At 62.2% G+C, this 14,231-nt stretch carries 20 protein-coding genes; 10 read left to right on the plus strand and 10 right to left on the minus strand.

Features of this window, described 5'->3' with window-relative positions; genetic code table 11:
* Positions 1-36: 36 nt before the first annotated feature.
* Genes AC0L3J_RS24035 through AC0L3J_RS24045 form a run of 3 tightly spaced genes read right to left on the minus strand, consistent with a single transcriptional unit; the run spans position 37 to position 1,991 of the window.
* The gene (locus tag AC0L3J_RS24035; protein ID WP_473348505.1) at positions 37-993 is read right to left on the minus strand and encodes a hypothetical protein; all 957 of its coding nucleotides are present in this window, start codon (positions 991-993) and stop codon (positions 37-39) included.
* Positions 990-1,682, minus strand: coding sequence for a TauD/TfdA family dioxygenase (locus AC0L3J_RS24040; protein WP_473348506.1), 693 nt, complete (start codon positions 1,680-1,682; stop codon positions 990-992). Before AC0L3J_RS24040 ends, AC0L3J_RS24035 begins: the two co-directional genes overlap by 4 nt.
* Positions 1,683-1,730: 48 nt before the next feature.
* Positions 1,731-1,991, minus strand: coding sequence for a hypothetical protein (locus tag AC0L3J_RS24045; protein WP_473348507.1), 261 nt, complete (start codon positions 1,989-1,991; stop codon positions 1,731-1,733).
* Here AC0L3J_RS24045 and AC0L3J_RS24050 point away from each other — a divergent pair.
* From AC0L3J_RS24050 to AC0L3J_RS24060, 3 genes are all read left to right on the plus strand, one after another.
* Positions 1,990-3,630, plus strand: coding sequence for an amidohydrolase (locus AC0L3J_RS24050; protein ID WP_473348508.1), 1,641 nt, complete (start codon positions 1,990-1,992; stop codon positions 3,628-3,630). The two genes, AC0L3J_RS24045 and AC0L3J_RS24050, sit on opposite strands and share 2 nt — an antisense overlap.
* Positions 3,631-3,798: 168 nt before the next feature.
* Entirely contained in the window at positions 3,799-4,026 is a 228-nt protein-coding gene (locus tag AC0L3J_RS24055; RefSeq protein WP_473348509.1) for a hypothetical protein, read from the plus strand.
* 106 nt (positions 4,027-4,132) lie between these two features.
* Entirely contained in the window at positions 4,133-4,261 is a 129-nt protein-coding gene (locus AC0L3J_RS24060; protein ID WP_007600646.1) for a hypothetical protein, read from the plus strand.
* Between the two features lie 25 nt (positions 4,262-4,286).
* On the opposite strand, the gene AC0L3J_RS24065 is transcribed toward AC0L3J_RS24060, so the two are convergent.
* Positions 4,287-5,699, minus strand: a complete 1,413-nt coding sequence (locus AC0L3J_RS24065; RefSeq protein ID WP_473348510.1) for an FAD-dependent oxidoreductase — start codon at positions 5,697-5,699, stop codon at positions 4,287-4,289.
* 246 nt (positions 5,700-5,945) lie between these two features.
* Between AC0L3J_RS24065 and AC0L3J_RS24070 the strand changes: the two genes are divergently transcribed.
* The 4 genes from AC0L3J_RS24070 (at position 5,946) to AC0L3J_RS24085 (ending at position 7,317) form a co-directional block, all read left to right on the plus strand.
* The gene (locus tag AC0L3J_RS24070) at positions 5,946-6,167 is read left to right on the plus strand and encodes a hypothetical protein (protein WP_473348511.1); all 222 of its coding nucleotides are present in this window, start codon (positions 5,946-5,948) and stop codon (positions 6,165-6,167) included.
* Between the two features lie 120 nt (positions 6,168-6,287).
* Positions 6,288-6,467, plus strand: coding sequence for a hypothetical protein (locus AC0L3J_RS24075; protein ID WP_063993743.1), 180 nt, complete (start codon positions 6,288-6,290; stop codon positions 6,465-6,467).
* Between the two features lie 235 nt (positions 6,468-6,702).
* A complete protein-coding gene (locus AC0L3J_RS24080; protein ID WP_245286215.1) occupies positions 6,703-6,915 on the plus strand; it encodes a hypothetical protein in 213 nt (70 codons plus the stop codon).
* A gap of 105 nt (positions 6,916-7,020) precedes the next feature.
* The gene (locus AC0L3J_RS24085) at positions 7,021-7,317 is read left to right on the plus strand and encodes a hypothetical protein (protein WP_473348512.1); all 297 of its coding nucleotides are present in this window, start codon (positions 7,021-7,023) and stop codon (positions 7,315-7,317) included.
* Between the two features lie 70 nt (positions 7,318-7,387).
* On the opposite strand, the gene AC0L3J_RS24090 is transcribed toward AC0L3J_RS24085, so the two are convergent.
* From AC0L3J_RS24090 to AC0L3J_RS24110, 5 genes are all read right to left on the minus strand, one after another.
* Positions 7,388-7,678, minus strand: coding sequence for a hypothetical protein (locus AC0L3J_RS24090; protein ID WP_473348513.1), 291 nt, complete (start codon positions 7,676-7,678; stop codon positions 7,388-7,390).
* A gap of 153 nt (positions 7,679-7,831) precedes the next feature.
* Positions 7,832-8,323 (minus strand): Hsp20/alpha crystallin family protein, encoded by a 492-nt coding sequence (locus tag AC0L3J_RS24095; RefSeq protein WP_085350347.1) that lies wholly within the window; start codon positions 8,321-8,323, stop codon positions 7,832-7,834.
* A gap of 169 nt (positions 8,324-8,492) precedes the next feature.
* Positions 8,493-9,365 carry an RNA polymerase sigma factor RpoH gene (gene rpoH / locus AC0L3J_RS24100; RefSeq protein WP_473348514.1) on the minus strand — a complete coding sequence of 291 codons (873 nt, stop codon included), beginning with the start codon at positions 9,363-9,365 and terminating at the stop codon, positions 8,493-8,495.
* Between the two features lie 25 nt (positions 9,366-9,390).
* Positions 9,391-9,651 carry a hypothetical protein gene (locus AC0L3J_RS24105; protein ID WP_473348515.1) on the minus strand — a complete coding sequence of 87 codons (261 nt, stop codon included), beginning with the start codon at positions 9,649-9,651 and terminating at the stop codon, positions 9,391-9,393.
* 44 nt (positions 9,652-9,695) lie between these two features.
* Positions 9,696-10,247: a TetR/AcrR family transcriptional regulator gene (locus tag AC0L3J_RS24110; protein ID WP_473348516.1), complete on the minus strand. Its 552-nt coding sequence runs from the start codon at positions 10,245-10,247 to the stop codon at positions 9,696-9,698.
* A 115-nt stretch (positions 10,248-10,362) separates the two neighbouring features.
* On the opposite strand from AC0L3J_RS24110, the gene AC0L3J_RS24115 reads away from it, so the two are divergent.
* The 3 genes from AC0L3J_RS24115 to AC0L3J_RS24125 all read left to right on the plus strand — a co-directional run bounded on the left by AC0L3J_RS24115 (position 10,363) and on the right by AC0L3J_RS24125 (position 13,416).
* Positions 10,363-11,220: an oxidoreductase gene (locus tag AC0L3J_RS24115; protein WP_473348517.1), complete on the plus strand. Its 858-nt coding sequence runs from the start codon at positions 10,363-10,365 to the stop codon at positions 11,218-11,220.
* A 58-nt stretch (positions 11,221-11,278) separates the two neighbouring features.
* Entirely contained in the window at positions 11,279-12,280 is a 1,002-nt protein-coding gene (locus tag AC0L3J_RS24120) for an NADP-dependent oxidoreductase (protein WP_473348518.1), read from the plus strand.
* 305 nt (positions 12,281-12,585) lie between these two features.
* Positions 12,586-13,416, plus strand: coding sequence for an enoyl-CoA hydratase-related protein (locus tag AC0L3J_RS24125; RefSeq protein ID WP_473348519.1), 831 nt, complete (start codon positions 12,586-12,588; stop codon positions 13,414-13,416).
* Between the two features lie 15 nt (positions 13,417-13,431).
* Here AC0L3J_RS24125 and AC0L3J_RS24130 read toward each other — a convergent pair whose 3' ends face one another.
* Positions 13,432-14,229 carry an adenylate/guanylate cyclase domain-containing protein gene (locus AC0L3J_RS24130; RefSeq protein WP_473348520.1) on the minus strand — a complete coding sequence of 266 codons (798 nt, stop codon included), beginning with the start codon at positions 14,227-14,229 and terminating at the stop codon, positions 13,432-13,434.
* Positions 14,230-14,231 lie beyond the last annotated feature (2 nt).

The following is a 14,231-nucleotide window of genomic DNA, read 5'->3' on the forward strand; positions in this document are numbered from 1 at the left end:
CTTCCATTCGAAGAATGTCGGGTGATCACCGATTTTTCAATCATTATTATCGGGCTCGTAGCCGTCCCACTCGTCTGTTTCATCTGAAGAGTAATACTCGCTCGCCTCAAACGATTGGGTGTTAACGTATGTGTCGCCCAAGCCTGCCGCTGCCAACTGCGATAGGCCGGCGACCTTCATACCGCATGCGACGCATTCAAATTTACTGGGAAGATACTCCTGTTTTTCAATTATCATGTCACCATCGATGGATTTACGCGGCGAAGAGATCGCGTCTCCAGAAACAATGGCGTCGGACTGACACGCAGGGCATTTGACGCGATGTCCAACGTGTTTTGTTGCCCACACTGATGATATGTCTCCGGCCTTCTTCCGCTCAGCATCCGATTTCTGTTTCCATACGGTCGAATGTGCGTTGATAGTCGCTTTGACCGCCTTGGCAGCGTCGTCTTTGAAAGCCGCGATCAGCTTTTCAGCCGTTGCTGCTTCTTCGGCGCCAAATATATCTGCTAGGGTGGTGCTAAGATCATCCGCCAAGAATTTGCATGTTTTATAGAATAGCGGAAGCCATGCGGAGTGCTTCTTGCCTTCGAAGGCATTAAAGCCGGAGTGAAGCTCTCCGTTCCGAAGCGACGTGTGACGCAGGCTGAAGCCCGCTAGCTCTGCACTAAATTCGGTGGCGACTTTCGACAGTCTTTCAATCACGTCGTTGGTTGCCGCGGTTTTCGGAATGAATTTCTTAACGTTGACAGGATACCCCGTTGCGCTGATCACATTGTTTACGTCTTTGACGTCGGCCAGCAACACGGGAGCGTAATCAGAAAGATCCGCGCGCAAAAGAAACTCAAGACAAAAACTCGACCACAATGCAAACTCCCAGCCGTCGCGTGGCGCTTCGAGCATTTTCTCGGCATAGCGCTTCGCTTTAGCAACCAGCGCGTCGCTATCCCATGTATCGCTGAAATCTGATGAGTCTTCGCTTTCGTCGCTCAAAATAACTCTCCGAAGTAAGCACGTTGGATCACGCGATCCTCTTGATCAGCCATGACGGCAGATCGTCCATGCAACATGCGCCAATTATCAATCAGAAGCGTATCTCCTTCAGATTGTAATGCAATACGGATGCGAGGCGCTGCGACCAATTCATCCTTGACCTGTGCAATTCCTCTTTCTCCGGCAGGTGAAGCTGGCACGATGAAAACCTCGTCCCAGCGTAGGATCGAACTCCGACGAGACGTTGGAGGACTGAATAATGAAAACAGCGGTGTTGATCCACGCAACGCGCGTCGCGGTTTGACAAGCGCTCGGCTCATAGTCGACCGACCCACGCGCTCGACAATTGCTGATCCGTCAATTAGATCTGTCCAGACAGAACCATACCCTCTGCGACACCTAAGCATCAGGTAGCGAGGCGGCGTTCTCCAATGGGCCATGTCGCTATGAAACGGAAATGCGTCAAGTCGATAGATTCCGCCATAGGTGTTAGGCCCAGCGTTCGATTTCGGGACGACATCATGCACGGCGGGAATGGCGCTGAAAGTCAGGGCGCAACCGAGAGCAGCGGCAAGTTCTTCGGATTTTTTCTCTGGTTCCCAATGCTGCAAAAATACGTACCCGCTTCTCGCGACGTCCTGGGCGAGGCTAACCGTTTTGCAAACCGTGCGAAGAAGCTGATTGTCCATGGCCCCATCTTGGCACGACACTCACGATCAAACGAGGCCGATTAGGCTTCAAAAAGTGATCCTTTCGTCTCGTGTCCATGTCGTGGAAGCTGCGATTGCGGTGACAGTGCTGGACTGCACTGTCATCGTTATCCCAGTAAAATAAAGCATCTGGGCCTTCACCAATTTTCCGGTGGACCGGCTGATTTTGTTGGTGCCAGACATGGTCAGGATCACCACACTCCCCGTTGCGGCACGCGATGTCCGCGAGCGCATCCGGCGGCGGATGTGTGGCGCCGCTTCGGCCTCTCTCATGTCGGGACTGACCATGCGAAAGCTTCTGGCGATTTTGGTGATCTCATGCTGGGCCAGTTTGGCTTACGCACAAAGGGCCGACCTCCTTGTCACGAACGCAAAGCTCGTGACGCTGGATCCCGCATCGACGATCGCGCAGGCTCTCGCCGTCCGCGACGGCAAGATCGTCGCGATTGGCGGCAACGATGCCATGGAAGGCCTGATCGGGCCCGCGACGCGCCGTGTCGACGCGGGTGGACGCACCATCATTCCGGGATTGATCGATTCCCATATTCACGCCGTGCGCGCCGGCCTCACTTACGCAACCGAGGTCAACTGGATCGGCGCAAAGACGATTCCCGAGGCCATGGAACGCTTGGCCCAGGCGGCAAAAGCGCGGCCGGCGGCCTGGATCATCGTGGCCGGTGGCTGGAGCGAATTGCAATTTGCGGAGAAGCGGCGGCCAACGCTCGCCGAGGTGATGGCGGCCGTTCCCGACAATCCGGCTTACACCCAGCTGTTCTATGCGGCGGTGCTGATGACGCCAAAAGCGCAGCAAGCCCTCGGGATCTCCGCGGATCAGCTGCCGGCCGGCATCACGGCCGCATCGGGCGAAGCCACGGGCTGGCTCAACGGCTCCATCGTCAGCATCTCCGCGCTGTTCGATCGACTGCCGAGGCCGAATTTCGAAGAGAATGTCGCGGGGACCCGGCAGTTCTTCACGGAGCTCAATCGTCTCGGCGTGACCGGGATCGTGGATCCCGGCGGCTTCAGCATTTATCCCAGCCATTACGCCGCCTTGCAAAAGCTCTGGCGTGACAAATCGCTTTCGGTTCGCGTTGCCTTCAGCCTGTTCGCCCAGAATGTCGGCGCGGAATTCGATGAGTACAAGACGCTCACGCCGTTCCTGCCGATGGGATTCGGCGACGACATGCTGCGGTTCAACGGACTAGGCGAGCGGATCACCGGCGCCATGTACAACAACAATGCGCCCGACGCGGCCGCCAAGGACAAGTTCCGCGAGATCATTCGCTGGGCGGCCAAACAAGGGCTGACCGTCACCATCCACTGGCAGGAAGACAAATCCGTGCATCACCTCCTGGACCTCTACGACGAGGTCAACAAGGAGACGCCGCTCGCGCCGTTGCGCTGGTCCATTGCTCATCTCGACAACACCTCGCCCGAAACGCTCGCGCGCATGAAAGCCCTTGGTGTCGGCTGGACCATGCAGGACGCGATGTATCTCGGAGGCGACCGTATCGTGGCGCAGGCCGGCGAAGCCGCGCGCAGCATGCCGCCGATCGTCACGGCGTTGCGCATCGGGGTCCATGTCGGCGCCGGCACGGATGCACATCGGGTCGCGTCCTACAATCCGTTCGTGGCGCTGCAATGGATGCTCGAGGGCAAGACCGTCGGCGGACTGTCGACGCGCGGCCCGGACGAAACACCCAGCCGCGAAGATGCCTTGCGCCTCTACACCGTGGGAAGCCCGTGGTTCTGCTTCGACGAGACGCGGCGCGGCACGCTGGAGACCGGCAAGCTCGCCGACTTCGCGATTCTCGACCGGGATTTCCTGTCCGTCCCCGTCGAGCAAATCGGCGCCACGGCGTCTCTGCTGACGGTCGTGGGCGGCAAAATCGTCTACGCCGCGGATGCTTTCTCGGGCGTCAAATGAGAATTGGAGCCCTGGAGGCGAGCATCTGAGCCCTGCGGACTTCGCGCGGCGCAGCCGCGCGGAGAATGAAGGGCGAAGCGTTTTGTGCGGCGCAGCCTCAACCGGGTGAGAGCAACTAAATCCCCGATCCGGCATTATCCCCGCGAGCCGTTTCGCGGAGGTCTCACGATGGAAGACCAGAATCGGATGACCCTGGTTTTGAGTGCGATCGCCCTCGCCGTTGCCATCGTGGCCACGATCACGATGGAGCGCGTCAACATGGCTGCGGTCAGCAACGACGCAGCTCCCGGAACAGTCGGACTCGCCAGGCCGCACCCACCGCTGGACCGTGCGGCCGGTGAGCCGATACAGACGGTCGGCGGCCCCTCCAGCGCGAGTATTCGCGGACGTCCCTGATCGAAGGCCGGGATTGCGGGGGCAGCGCTCTTGATGATTTCTGCCGCTTTCACGGGTTCAATATCCTATACAAGGCGCCCGTCCCCCACCGCGGCAGGAGCCATCCATGACCAGTGAAAAAGGCCCGAACATCAAGAAGAAGCAGAAATGCAAGAACTGCGAAGGCAAAGGCCTGCTCAAGAAGGGCGACAAGGTCGTGAAGTGCCAGCGCTGCAAGGGCACCGGCGTGCGGTAATGATGAGTGACGCCGCCCGGCCGCGCTAATTCGTGCAGACCCCGCCGGCAAAGTGCTTCTCGACGATGTACTTCGAATGCACCACGATCGGCTCGACCAGCTCGAAGTCGGTCGCGCCGCCGACGTAGAACGTGCGGTCTTCGCCCTGCATGCGGGCAAGGTCGGCATAGATGCCGGTCTTGATCTGGTCCGGCGTGAAGTGCTGGAAGTAGGTGAATTCGTCGAACGTGTGCCAGCGCGGCTGGCTGGTGTCGATCGTGCCGCCGAGCAGTTTGGTCAGGCGCTTGACCTCCGCGATGACCTCGTCGCCGGTCTGCTTGTCCCTGGGGCGGGTGTAGAACTGCGTGAACATGTTGCCGCTGTCCTGAAACTGCCGCGCGACCGCCCATGGCGTGCCCTGTTCGGTGAGCGGCAGCACCGGCGCGACCGGCGCCTCCATCTTCATGTCGATCCAGAACGTCGTCATGCAATACGGATTGAACTTGATCTCGCGATTCACGTTCTGCTCCGCGGCATTGGGAGCAAGGCCGAGCTGCGCGAACACGTCCTTCGTCAACGGACAGGCGAGCACCAGATAATCATAGAGCTTGCTGTCCTTGACGATCTTGAGGTCGTTCAGATCCTGCTCGGGATACTCCATGTCGATCCGGACACCGGCGGCCGAGCGCTCGATTTTGGTGATGTTGACGTTGAGCCGGACGTTGAGGCGCCAGGACACCCGTTCCCACAGCCGCTGAAACCCGTCGGTGAAGCGTCGCGGCCAGCTCCCGATGATCCAGTTGACCGGGCCGAGCCCGAACACCATCGGGAAGAACGTCCGGACCGACATGTAGCGCAACGCGTAGGGCGTCGCGATGTCGTCGAGCTGGCCATAGCCCATGATCGTGATCGGAAACTGGAACAGGGTGGCGAGCGGCATCAGATCCTGTTTTGCGAGCCAGGACTTGAAGTCGACGCAGAGCTCGGGGCGCTCGTGGATCTTGTCGAGATAATCAGGCGCGTCGATGACGCCGCTGAGCTGCCACCGGATATAAAGATATCGAACCGCCGCCCAGAGGAATGTCCACACCGAGATCGTGGACTTGGTGTAGGGATCGTAGAGCACGGCCTTCATGAGCGATCGGTACGTGAAGCTGTTGCCATCAGGCGCGATGTCGATCGAGGTATAGGGCTCCTCGGCATAGGTGGTCGCGCCGACCTCGGCCGCGATCTCCAGCGTCTCCTGGTAGGCCCAGGTGACGTAATTGGCACCGAGGTCATAGCTCATGCCGTCGACGGTGAGACTCTTGCAGAGCCCGCCAATCTGGCCGAGCTTCTCCAGCACCGTAACGTTGTGAAACCCGTTCTTCGACAGGAACCATGCGGTCGACAGGCCCGCCGGGCCCGCGCCGATGATTGCAATGGTCGCGTGGCAGTCGACGGCGTCGATGCGGGCCATGAGGTTTCCTGGGCGAAGCGCGGATGTGTCGGGCCGGTCCCGGGACGATGACGCCGTGACGCGGCGGCATCGTTCAACTTGAGATCGACCATGAGCCGACATGCATACTGCTGGTTTTCCAGAGGCCACGCAAGCTCTGGTTGTGATCAATTCCGCAGTCCCGCAAGTGGGGCGTCTCGGCGAGTGCAACCTCGATTGGCACTTCCTGCGGCAAGGCGCGTTGCGGTCTTTTCGAAGGAGATGCAGATGACCGAGACCGACGCGCAAGGCGCCAAGACTGGGACATCGACCGGGACATCGCCGACGGGTTCGGCAGCGCTCAACCCCGGCGATGAAGCCGCACCGGGAACGACGGGCACGGGCGAAGATCTGTGCCCCGATTGCCATGGCAAGGGGCGGATCGACGGCGCGCCCTGCGCGACGTGCGGCGGCAGCGGGACCGTGATCCGGGCCGTCGGCGGGGCCTGAGCAAAGCGCAGGGCCGGCGCGGCGCTTGCACCGGGCTGGCTTTCGATCGCAGCTTCATTGTTCCAGCAACGAACAGCCTGCATCCGTGTTTTCGGGATGCGAGACATAATGAGGCGCGCCATGACCAGGGATCCCGGACTGAAGCCCGACGATTTTCCCATCGAAGCCGACAAGGACAAGCTCAGGACCCACAAGGGCGAGCCGGTCGCCTCGGCCGAGTCGGAGAAGATCGCGGATCAGATCGCCGAACGGCTGAACGAGCATGCCCACCAGGAAGAGCAGGATCGTTGGTCGGCCTAAACGCTTCGCCTTGCCGGCACCCACCCGGGCATAGCAACGACCGATAGATTTGTAGGAACGACCTTAGGCCGTTGCGTATTGGGCCGCGCCGGGTCCTTGCGATTCCGGCAATGGCGGCCTCCGCTCGAAGCCCGCCCCCGGGCCACAGGCCGGGGCCGCCTGATGGGGATCAGCCCGTCATCTCAACCCGTCATGGAGCGCTGCGCGAAAGACCATGGAGGCGCCCACACCAGGGATGCAAAACCCGCTTCGACAGGCGCGGCTCTACGGCTACCTGATCGAACGCGAGGGCGCGCTGTTTCATCCCGGCGGCAGCCACCCGCTGTGCAGCGCAGGCATGACGCGACGCATGATCGAGGCGGGCTGGCTGGTGAAAGCCGGCGACCGCTACGAGCTGACGCCGCAAGCGCAGGAATTGATCGCCCCGGGCGCGATGAGTCCGGGATGACTTAATCGTCGCTGGTGCGGCATTTCCGCGCCCGCGCAGGAACAGGTGCGCGCCGAGATCTTTGCCTCGGCACGGCATGTGACGACGTCAAGCACAGGAGCGGACATGAAAAAGCTGGTTCTCGCAGGGCTCGTTGCGGCTCTCGCATTTTCCCCTGCCGCATTCGCGCAAGGCGGCGCGGGTGCGTCCAGGACCGGGTCGAGCATCGACTCCTCAAGCACCGGCGGCACGACGGGCGCGGGAGCCTCCAGCCTCAACACGTCATCGGACAACAACGGCGGCGGCGCGAACGCACCGGCCAAGTCCTCCACGACGCGGCCAGGCGACAACGACACCAGGCAAACGCAAGGCGGCCAGCAGGCCATGCCCGGCTCCGGCTCCACCGGAGCGAACCGCAAATAGGCGCGCCGCGAACGATTGACCCGATTGCCCTCACGCTAAAGGCCCGGACGATGGTCCGGGCCTTGTCTCGTCACCACCAGGGATCCCAATAAGGCGGTGGAGCGTAGGCGTAAGGCACATAATAGGCCCGCCGCACGAAGCGCGGTCCATAGTAGCCGTAGGGCGGGCCATAGTAGCGCGGGCCATAATAGGCATCGGCCGCGAGCCCCGCCGCAAGCGCACCGGCAACAAGACCGAAGCCGATACCGGGGCCTCCCCAATGACCATGCCAGCCGCCGCGCCAACCATGGGCTTCCGCCGGCGAAGCGGCCGCCACGAACAGCGCCGAGATCATCGTCAGGACCAAAGCAAGTTTCTTCATGTGCGACTCCCAGAACTTGGAAACCGACCGCAAAACGCCAGACCGGAATTGAAGTTTCCGAGCGTTCCGGAAAATTTTGCAGCCAACTGACGGACGCGAATGCGGGCGCCCGCAGGACGCGGGCGGAAGCGGCGGCTCCCGCCCGCTTCATGCTTACTTGCCGTTGATCGCGATGCGCCTCACCTTCTGTTGTGCCGCCGGTGATTTCGGCAGGGTGACGGTGAGAACGCCGTTGTTGAAGGACGCGGCGACCTTGTCCTGGTCGACGTCATCGACCGGAATGCGCCGCTCGAAACGGCCATAGTAACGCTCGCTGAAGAGACGCTCCTTGTCTTCCGTTTCGCTCTTCTTCTCGCCGCTGATCGTCAGCACGCCGTTTGCAAGCTCGACGTTGACGTCTTTCTGTTCGAGACCGGGAAGCTCGGCGACGACCTTGACCTCCTTGTCGCTCTCGTCGAGTTCGACGTTCGGCCAACCCATCGCGGTCGAGGAGCCGAACGGACTGAGGTCAAAGCTGCGGAAGGCATCGTCGAACAGCCGGTTCATCTCGCGGTGAAGCGCAAGCAGCGGGTTGCCGGCTTCGCCGCGCTGAACGGCCATGTTGCGTGAGCCGTTGTTCCACGGAATCAGATCGCGTAGTGCCATTGTCGTTTCTCCTTCTCTCCTCTCTCGATTGTCGATTGGCGCAGCTCGGCGCGCGGCGAAGGCCACGCACCGGCGCTGCAAAGCCCGGACGATCAGCTCGTCAGGCACCTGCTTGTGCTCGATGTTTCGGTCGGGGTTGCCAAAAGAATTAGGAGGCGGCGATTTGGTTTCAAGAGGCGACTGCCAAGCGCCCCCCGATGGCAGCGCGAACTTTTTCGAACGCGCGCATTTCGATCTGCCGCACCCGCTCGCGTGACACGCCATATCGCGCCGCGAGTTGCTCGAGTCTCAGCGGCGGCTCGGAGAGCCAGCGCGCCTCGAGAATGTCGCGCTCACGCGGCTTGAGGACGTCCAGCGCGCCGGCGAGGGCTTCACGCCGCCGTCTGGTTTCTTCCTGCTCGGCGTATTCGGCTTCAGGACTGGACGCGGGGTCGACCAGCCAGTCCTGGACTTCGCCGCCGTCGGCGTCGCGCACCAAAGCATTGAGCGACAGGTCGCCGCCGAGGCGCCGGTTCATCTCGATGACGTCGTTCTCCTGCACGCCGAGCCGCCGCGCGATCTGGCTGGCGTGCTCGGGGCGGAGATCACCATCCTCAAGGGCGGAGATTTCCGCCTTGGTTCTGCGAAGCTTGAAGAACAGCTTCTTCTGCGCGCCGCTGTTGGCAATCTTGACCAGCGACCAGGACCGCAGGATGTATTCCTGTATCGACGCCTTGATCCACCACATCGCGTAGGTCGCAAGCCGAAAGCCCCGCTCCGGCTCGAAGCGCTTGACGGCGTGCATCAGGCCGACGTTTCCTTCGGAAATGATGTCCGCAACCGGCAGGCCGTAGCCGCGATATCCCATTGCAATCCTGGCAACGAGCCGCAGATGGCTTGTGACCAGATGATAGGCTGCCTCGCGGTCGCCGTGCTCGCGCCATCGCTTCGCGTAGGCCATTTCCTGGTCGGGCCGCAGCATCGGAAACTTGCGAATTTCCGCCAGGTAATGTGTCAATCCGCCCTCAGGCGACAGCATCGGAACAGTTGCAGTGCTTCCCATGACCCACCTCTTCGAGTTTGTCTGCTTACGCTCCAAAATCGTCATGACCAAAAATGGTTTCGGCCGACGATGTTACGACCGGTCGGGCCGGCGCGTGAGTTTGCGGCGGCTCTGGCCGCGTCACGAGATAGAGCTCGCCCGCCACCAATAGGAGGGCAGCGACGGCCAGGGCCAACATGCCGAGCACCAGATCGCTGTCATCATCCATGCGCGTTCGAAACGTATGTCGATGTCGAAAGATCGGCAGCCATTGCCATTGGCTATCCGCGACATCGAACGTCGACACCGGAATTTTGTTCCGGACTTTTGGCGTCCCGCCGAGACGCGTCCTCACCCTCCCAGCGAATTCCTCGTCGCGCGAAGAATGTCGTCCGACAGCTTGGGATCGTCCACGGCGCGGGCGAGCACGAGGGCGCCGACCATTGAGGCGGCGGCTGCGAGCGCCTTGTCCTCACGCTGCCGCGGCTTCAGCGTGGAGGCCATCCGGCTGCTCAGCAAGCCGATGACGCCGCGCACGCCGGCGGTGAAACGCTGCTTCACGCCGCTACTTTGACGTGACACCTCACAGGCGAGCGCAGCGAAGGGGCAGCCGGCGGCGGGATCGTCGCGATGCCCCGGCGAGAGATATTCCGAAAGATAGTCCTCGAGTTCGAACGCCTCTGGCAATTCCTCCCCTTTGGCCTTGATCGCATGGGCCACGGCTTCCTCGACCAGCCGCTCCTTCGAGCCGAACTGGCTGTACAGGCTGCCGTGCGTCATCCCGGCCGCCTCGGCGAGCGCGTCGACACCGACGCCGGCGATGCCGCGCTCCCGCAGCAGGCGGGAGGCGGTCTCGAGAATATGCTCGCGATTTTTGGCGGCCTGTTCCTTTGAGACTCGCATGGGACCGATCCTTGGAGGCGGGGCTTGACTTTTATAATTACGATCGTCATCTATATCAATAGTTACGACCGTAATCAAACGATTTCAGGCCCGCTAGTGGCGTCGGAGAGACATTATGAACAGGATTACACCGAAGATCGCGCTGGTGACCGGCGCCTCCTCAGGCATCGGCCAGGCCACGGCGGAGCGGCTCGCGAACGCCGGCTACAAGGTGTTCGGCACCAGCAGGCGGGGCGCGCAGGCGGGCAAGCAAGCCTTCGAGATGCTGGCCCTCGACGTCACCAGCGATGCGTCGGTGGAAGCCGCCGTCGGCGAGGTGATCCGGCGCGAGGGCCGCATCGACCTGCTGGTGAACAATGCCGGCTTCGGCGTTGCCCCTGCCGGCGCGGAAGAGAGCTCGATGGAGCAGGCGCGCGCGATTTTCGAGACGAACTTTTTCGGCCTGATCCGGATGACGCGAGCCGTGGTCCCGCACATGCGGCGCCAGGGGAATGGCCGCATCATCAACATCGGCTCGGTGCTCGGCTTTCTGCCGATGCCTTACGGCGCGCTCTATGCCGCGACCAAGCACGCGGTGGCAGGCTATTCGGAATCGCTCGACCATGAACTGCGCACGCGGGGCATCCGGGTCTCCGTGGTCGAGCCCGCCTACACCAGGACGCCGTTCGACGCGAACTTCATGGAGCCCGATGCCACGCTCGACGAATATCGCGAGGCGCGCGCCGGCGTGACCAAGCGGGTGAACGAGGTCATGGCGACGGCCGAACAGCCCGGCGTGGTGGCCGAGACCGTGCTGAAGGCGGCGAGCGCGGCGCGCCCGCAACTCAAATACGCGGCCGGCAGCCTTGCGAAGCGCCTGCGGTTTCTGCGCCGGTTTGCGCCTGCAGCCCTCGTCGATGCCGGGCTTCGAAAGGATTTGCGGCTCGATGCGACTGCGGCGCCGCAGCCCGCCCGCACGGCGCGGGCTTTCTGAAGGCGCGCGACCAGCCGCAAGCTTGCCGTCGCGAAGAACCTCCGGACCGAGAGAAAAAATGAGAGCCCTCATCTTCAAGCGCTACGGCAAGCCGGACCAGATCGCGTTGGCCGACATCCCGCGGCCTACGCCAAAGCCGAACGAAATCCTGGTCCAGGTTCACGCCGCGGGCTTGAACCCGATCGACAACCTGATTCCGAAAGGGACGTTCAAGCCGATCCTCAAGTTTCAGCTGCCGGTCACGCTGGGCAGCGATCTCGCGGGCATCGTCGTCGAGGTCGGAAACCGCGTGACCCGCTTCAAGCCCGGCGATGCCGTCTTTGCCAGCATCTTCGATCTCGGCACCGGCGCTCTCGCCGAATTCGCGATCGTGCCGGAGGATGCCGCCGCGCTCAAGCCGCCAAACCTGGACTTCGTGCAGGCGGCCTCGATCCCGATGGTCGGCCTGACATCGTGGCAAGCGCTTAGGGAGCGCATACGTCTCAAGCCCGGCCAGAAGGTGTTCATTCCCGCGGGCGCCGGCGGGATCGGCACGTTCGCGATCCAGCTCGCGAAATATCTCGGAGCAAAAGTGGGGACGACGACCAGCACTGGAAACATCGATCTGGTGCGCAGCCTCGGGGCCGACGAGGTGATCGACTACAAGACCCAGCAATTCGAGGCGGTGCTGCGGGATTACGACGCGGTGCTGGGTACGCTCAGGGGCGACGCGGTCGAGACATCGCTTCGGATCCTGAAGCGGGGGAGCAGGATTGCTTCGCTGGTCGGGCCGCCGGACGCCGCGTTCGCGCGCGGCCGCGGGATGAACTTCGTCATGGTGTTCCTGTTCGGATGGCTGAGCCGCAAGATCATTCGCGAAGCCGGCAAAATCGGTGCTGAGTACTCGTTCGTGTTCGTGCACCCGGACGGCAGCCAGCTCGCCGAGATCGGCGAGCTTCTCAAGGCCGAGCGTATCCGGCCGATGATCGACAAGGTCTTTCCGTTCGAACAGGCGAAAGAGGCACTGGCCTATCTCGCAAAGGGACGGGCCAAGGGGAAAATCGTCGTCCAGATAAGATGAGGGCGTGATGCGGCCCGCGCGCATCGCCTCAGTCCCAAACCCGCCATAGCTCCGGCACGCTCTTGAGCCCACACCCTCATTCATCGTCATTTCGAAAACGTAGACGCGTTTTCGGATACGCACGATGGCCCGTGTCGGCCCTGATGCAATTCCCCGTACGGTACCACATCATCGTTGCAGCGCTCTCATCATTCAGGTGATCGCATCGACCGGCCCGCGCCGGAGCGACATCATCGGCGTCGGTCATGACCGCTGTTTCGAGACCAGTCGCGTTGCAGGCCCAAGCATGGGAAGATGGAATCCAGATGTCACAACCTGACGAGTCCGCGCCGATGGCGGACATTCCGTACGGTGAACGGACCAAGATCACCATCGAGCGCAAAGGCCACATCGTGCTGATCGGCATCAACCGGCCCGGCATCGACAACCGGCTGGATCCGGAGGCGACCGAAAGCCTGGCGAGAGCCTACTACCAGTACGATCGGGATCCCTCGCTGCGTGCGGCGGTTCTGTTCGGCTACGGCGAACGTTTCTCCAGAGGTGTCGATGTCGACGCCTACAAGGCATTCGCCCAATCGGGAAGGACGATGATGGAGGGACCCGGCTTCATCGACCCGCTCGGGCGAACCAAGCCGGCGCTCACCAAGCCGCTGATTGTCGCGGTGCATGGCGACACCTGGAATATGGCCCACGAGATCTTCCTCGTTGCGGACATCCGCATCGCATCGGAAGACGCGGATTTCGGCCAGGACGAGAACACACACGGCCGCTTTCCCGGAGGCGGCTCAACCGTGCGCTTCCCCCGAGAAGCCGGCTGGGCAAATGCCATGCGGTTCATTCTGACAGGCGATCATTGGGATGCGAACGAGGCACTCCGGATCGGAACGGTTCAGGAGGTGGCACCAAACCGCGACTCCGCTCTGGCGAAGGCCGTCGAGATCGCCGAGAAGATCGCCGCATGCGCTCCCCTCGGCATCCAGACCTCCATGGCGTCCTCGCGCCTTGCGCTCGAAGACCCCGAGAGCGCGCTTGCCAAGCTTGGCGACCAATATCGCGCGCTGCTCACGACGAGGGATTTCCAGGAAGGGCGGGATGCCGAGGCGCAGAAGCGTCCACCCGTTTACGAAGGACGGTGAGAGCTTCACCCACTCTCACCCCTCCACTCTATAGAGCCTCCATTTTTCCGGGACGCCCTTCAGCTGATGCACGCCGTGATCCCTGAAGCGGATCTCGGACTGGGTCGTCATCAGCTCCTTCACCGCGCTGGAGACCAGAACTTCGCCGGCGCGCGCCTTTGCGGCGACGCGGGTGCCGATGTGGAAGGCGAGGCCGACCGCCTCAGTGCCGCTCACGGTGTATTCGCCGGCATGCAGGCCGACCCTGATCTCGAGGCCGAGCGTACGCACGGCCTTCTGGATCGCGGCCGCGCAATTGATTCCGGCGTCCGGCGTCTTGAACGTCGCCAGCACGCCGTCGCCCGTGGTCGTGACTTCCTTGCCGCGCGAACTCTTCAGCTCCTTGCGGACCGCCGCGTAATAATGACCCATGATCTTGGTCCAGCGGACATCGCCGAGCTTTGCCGCTTTTGCGGTGGAGCCGACGATATCGACGATCAGGATCGTGGCGAGCGCTCGCTTGAGCTCGGTGTTGCCCGCGGTCGGTCGGCGCCGGAGCACGATCGCGCCGGTCAGCGGTTCATAACGATGATTGCGGCGCCGCGCGATCGCGGCCTTGGCGTAATCCTGGGCACGCTGCGCGCTGCCGCAGCGAATGGTCTTCTCCTGCGGCAGACGGGTCCAGTAGACCTTTCGTCCGTCACCGGCGCCCTGGACCTCCACGGCGCCCCATTTCAGGAGGATCGCCGTGCCGACGCGCCGGACGCACCACGCCTTCGACGTGTAACCCGATACGTTCGACTGATGGATGCCGATGCGGAGGAATTTTGGCATGA

The organism is Bradyrhizobium sp. Kon37, from assembly GCF_055807535.1.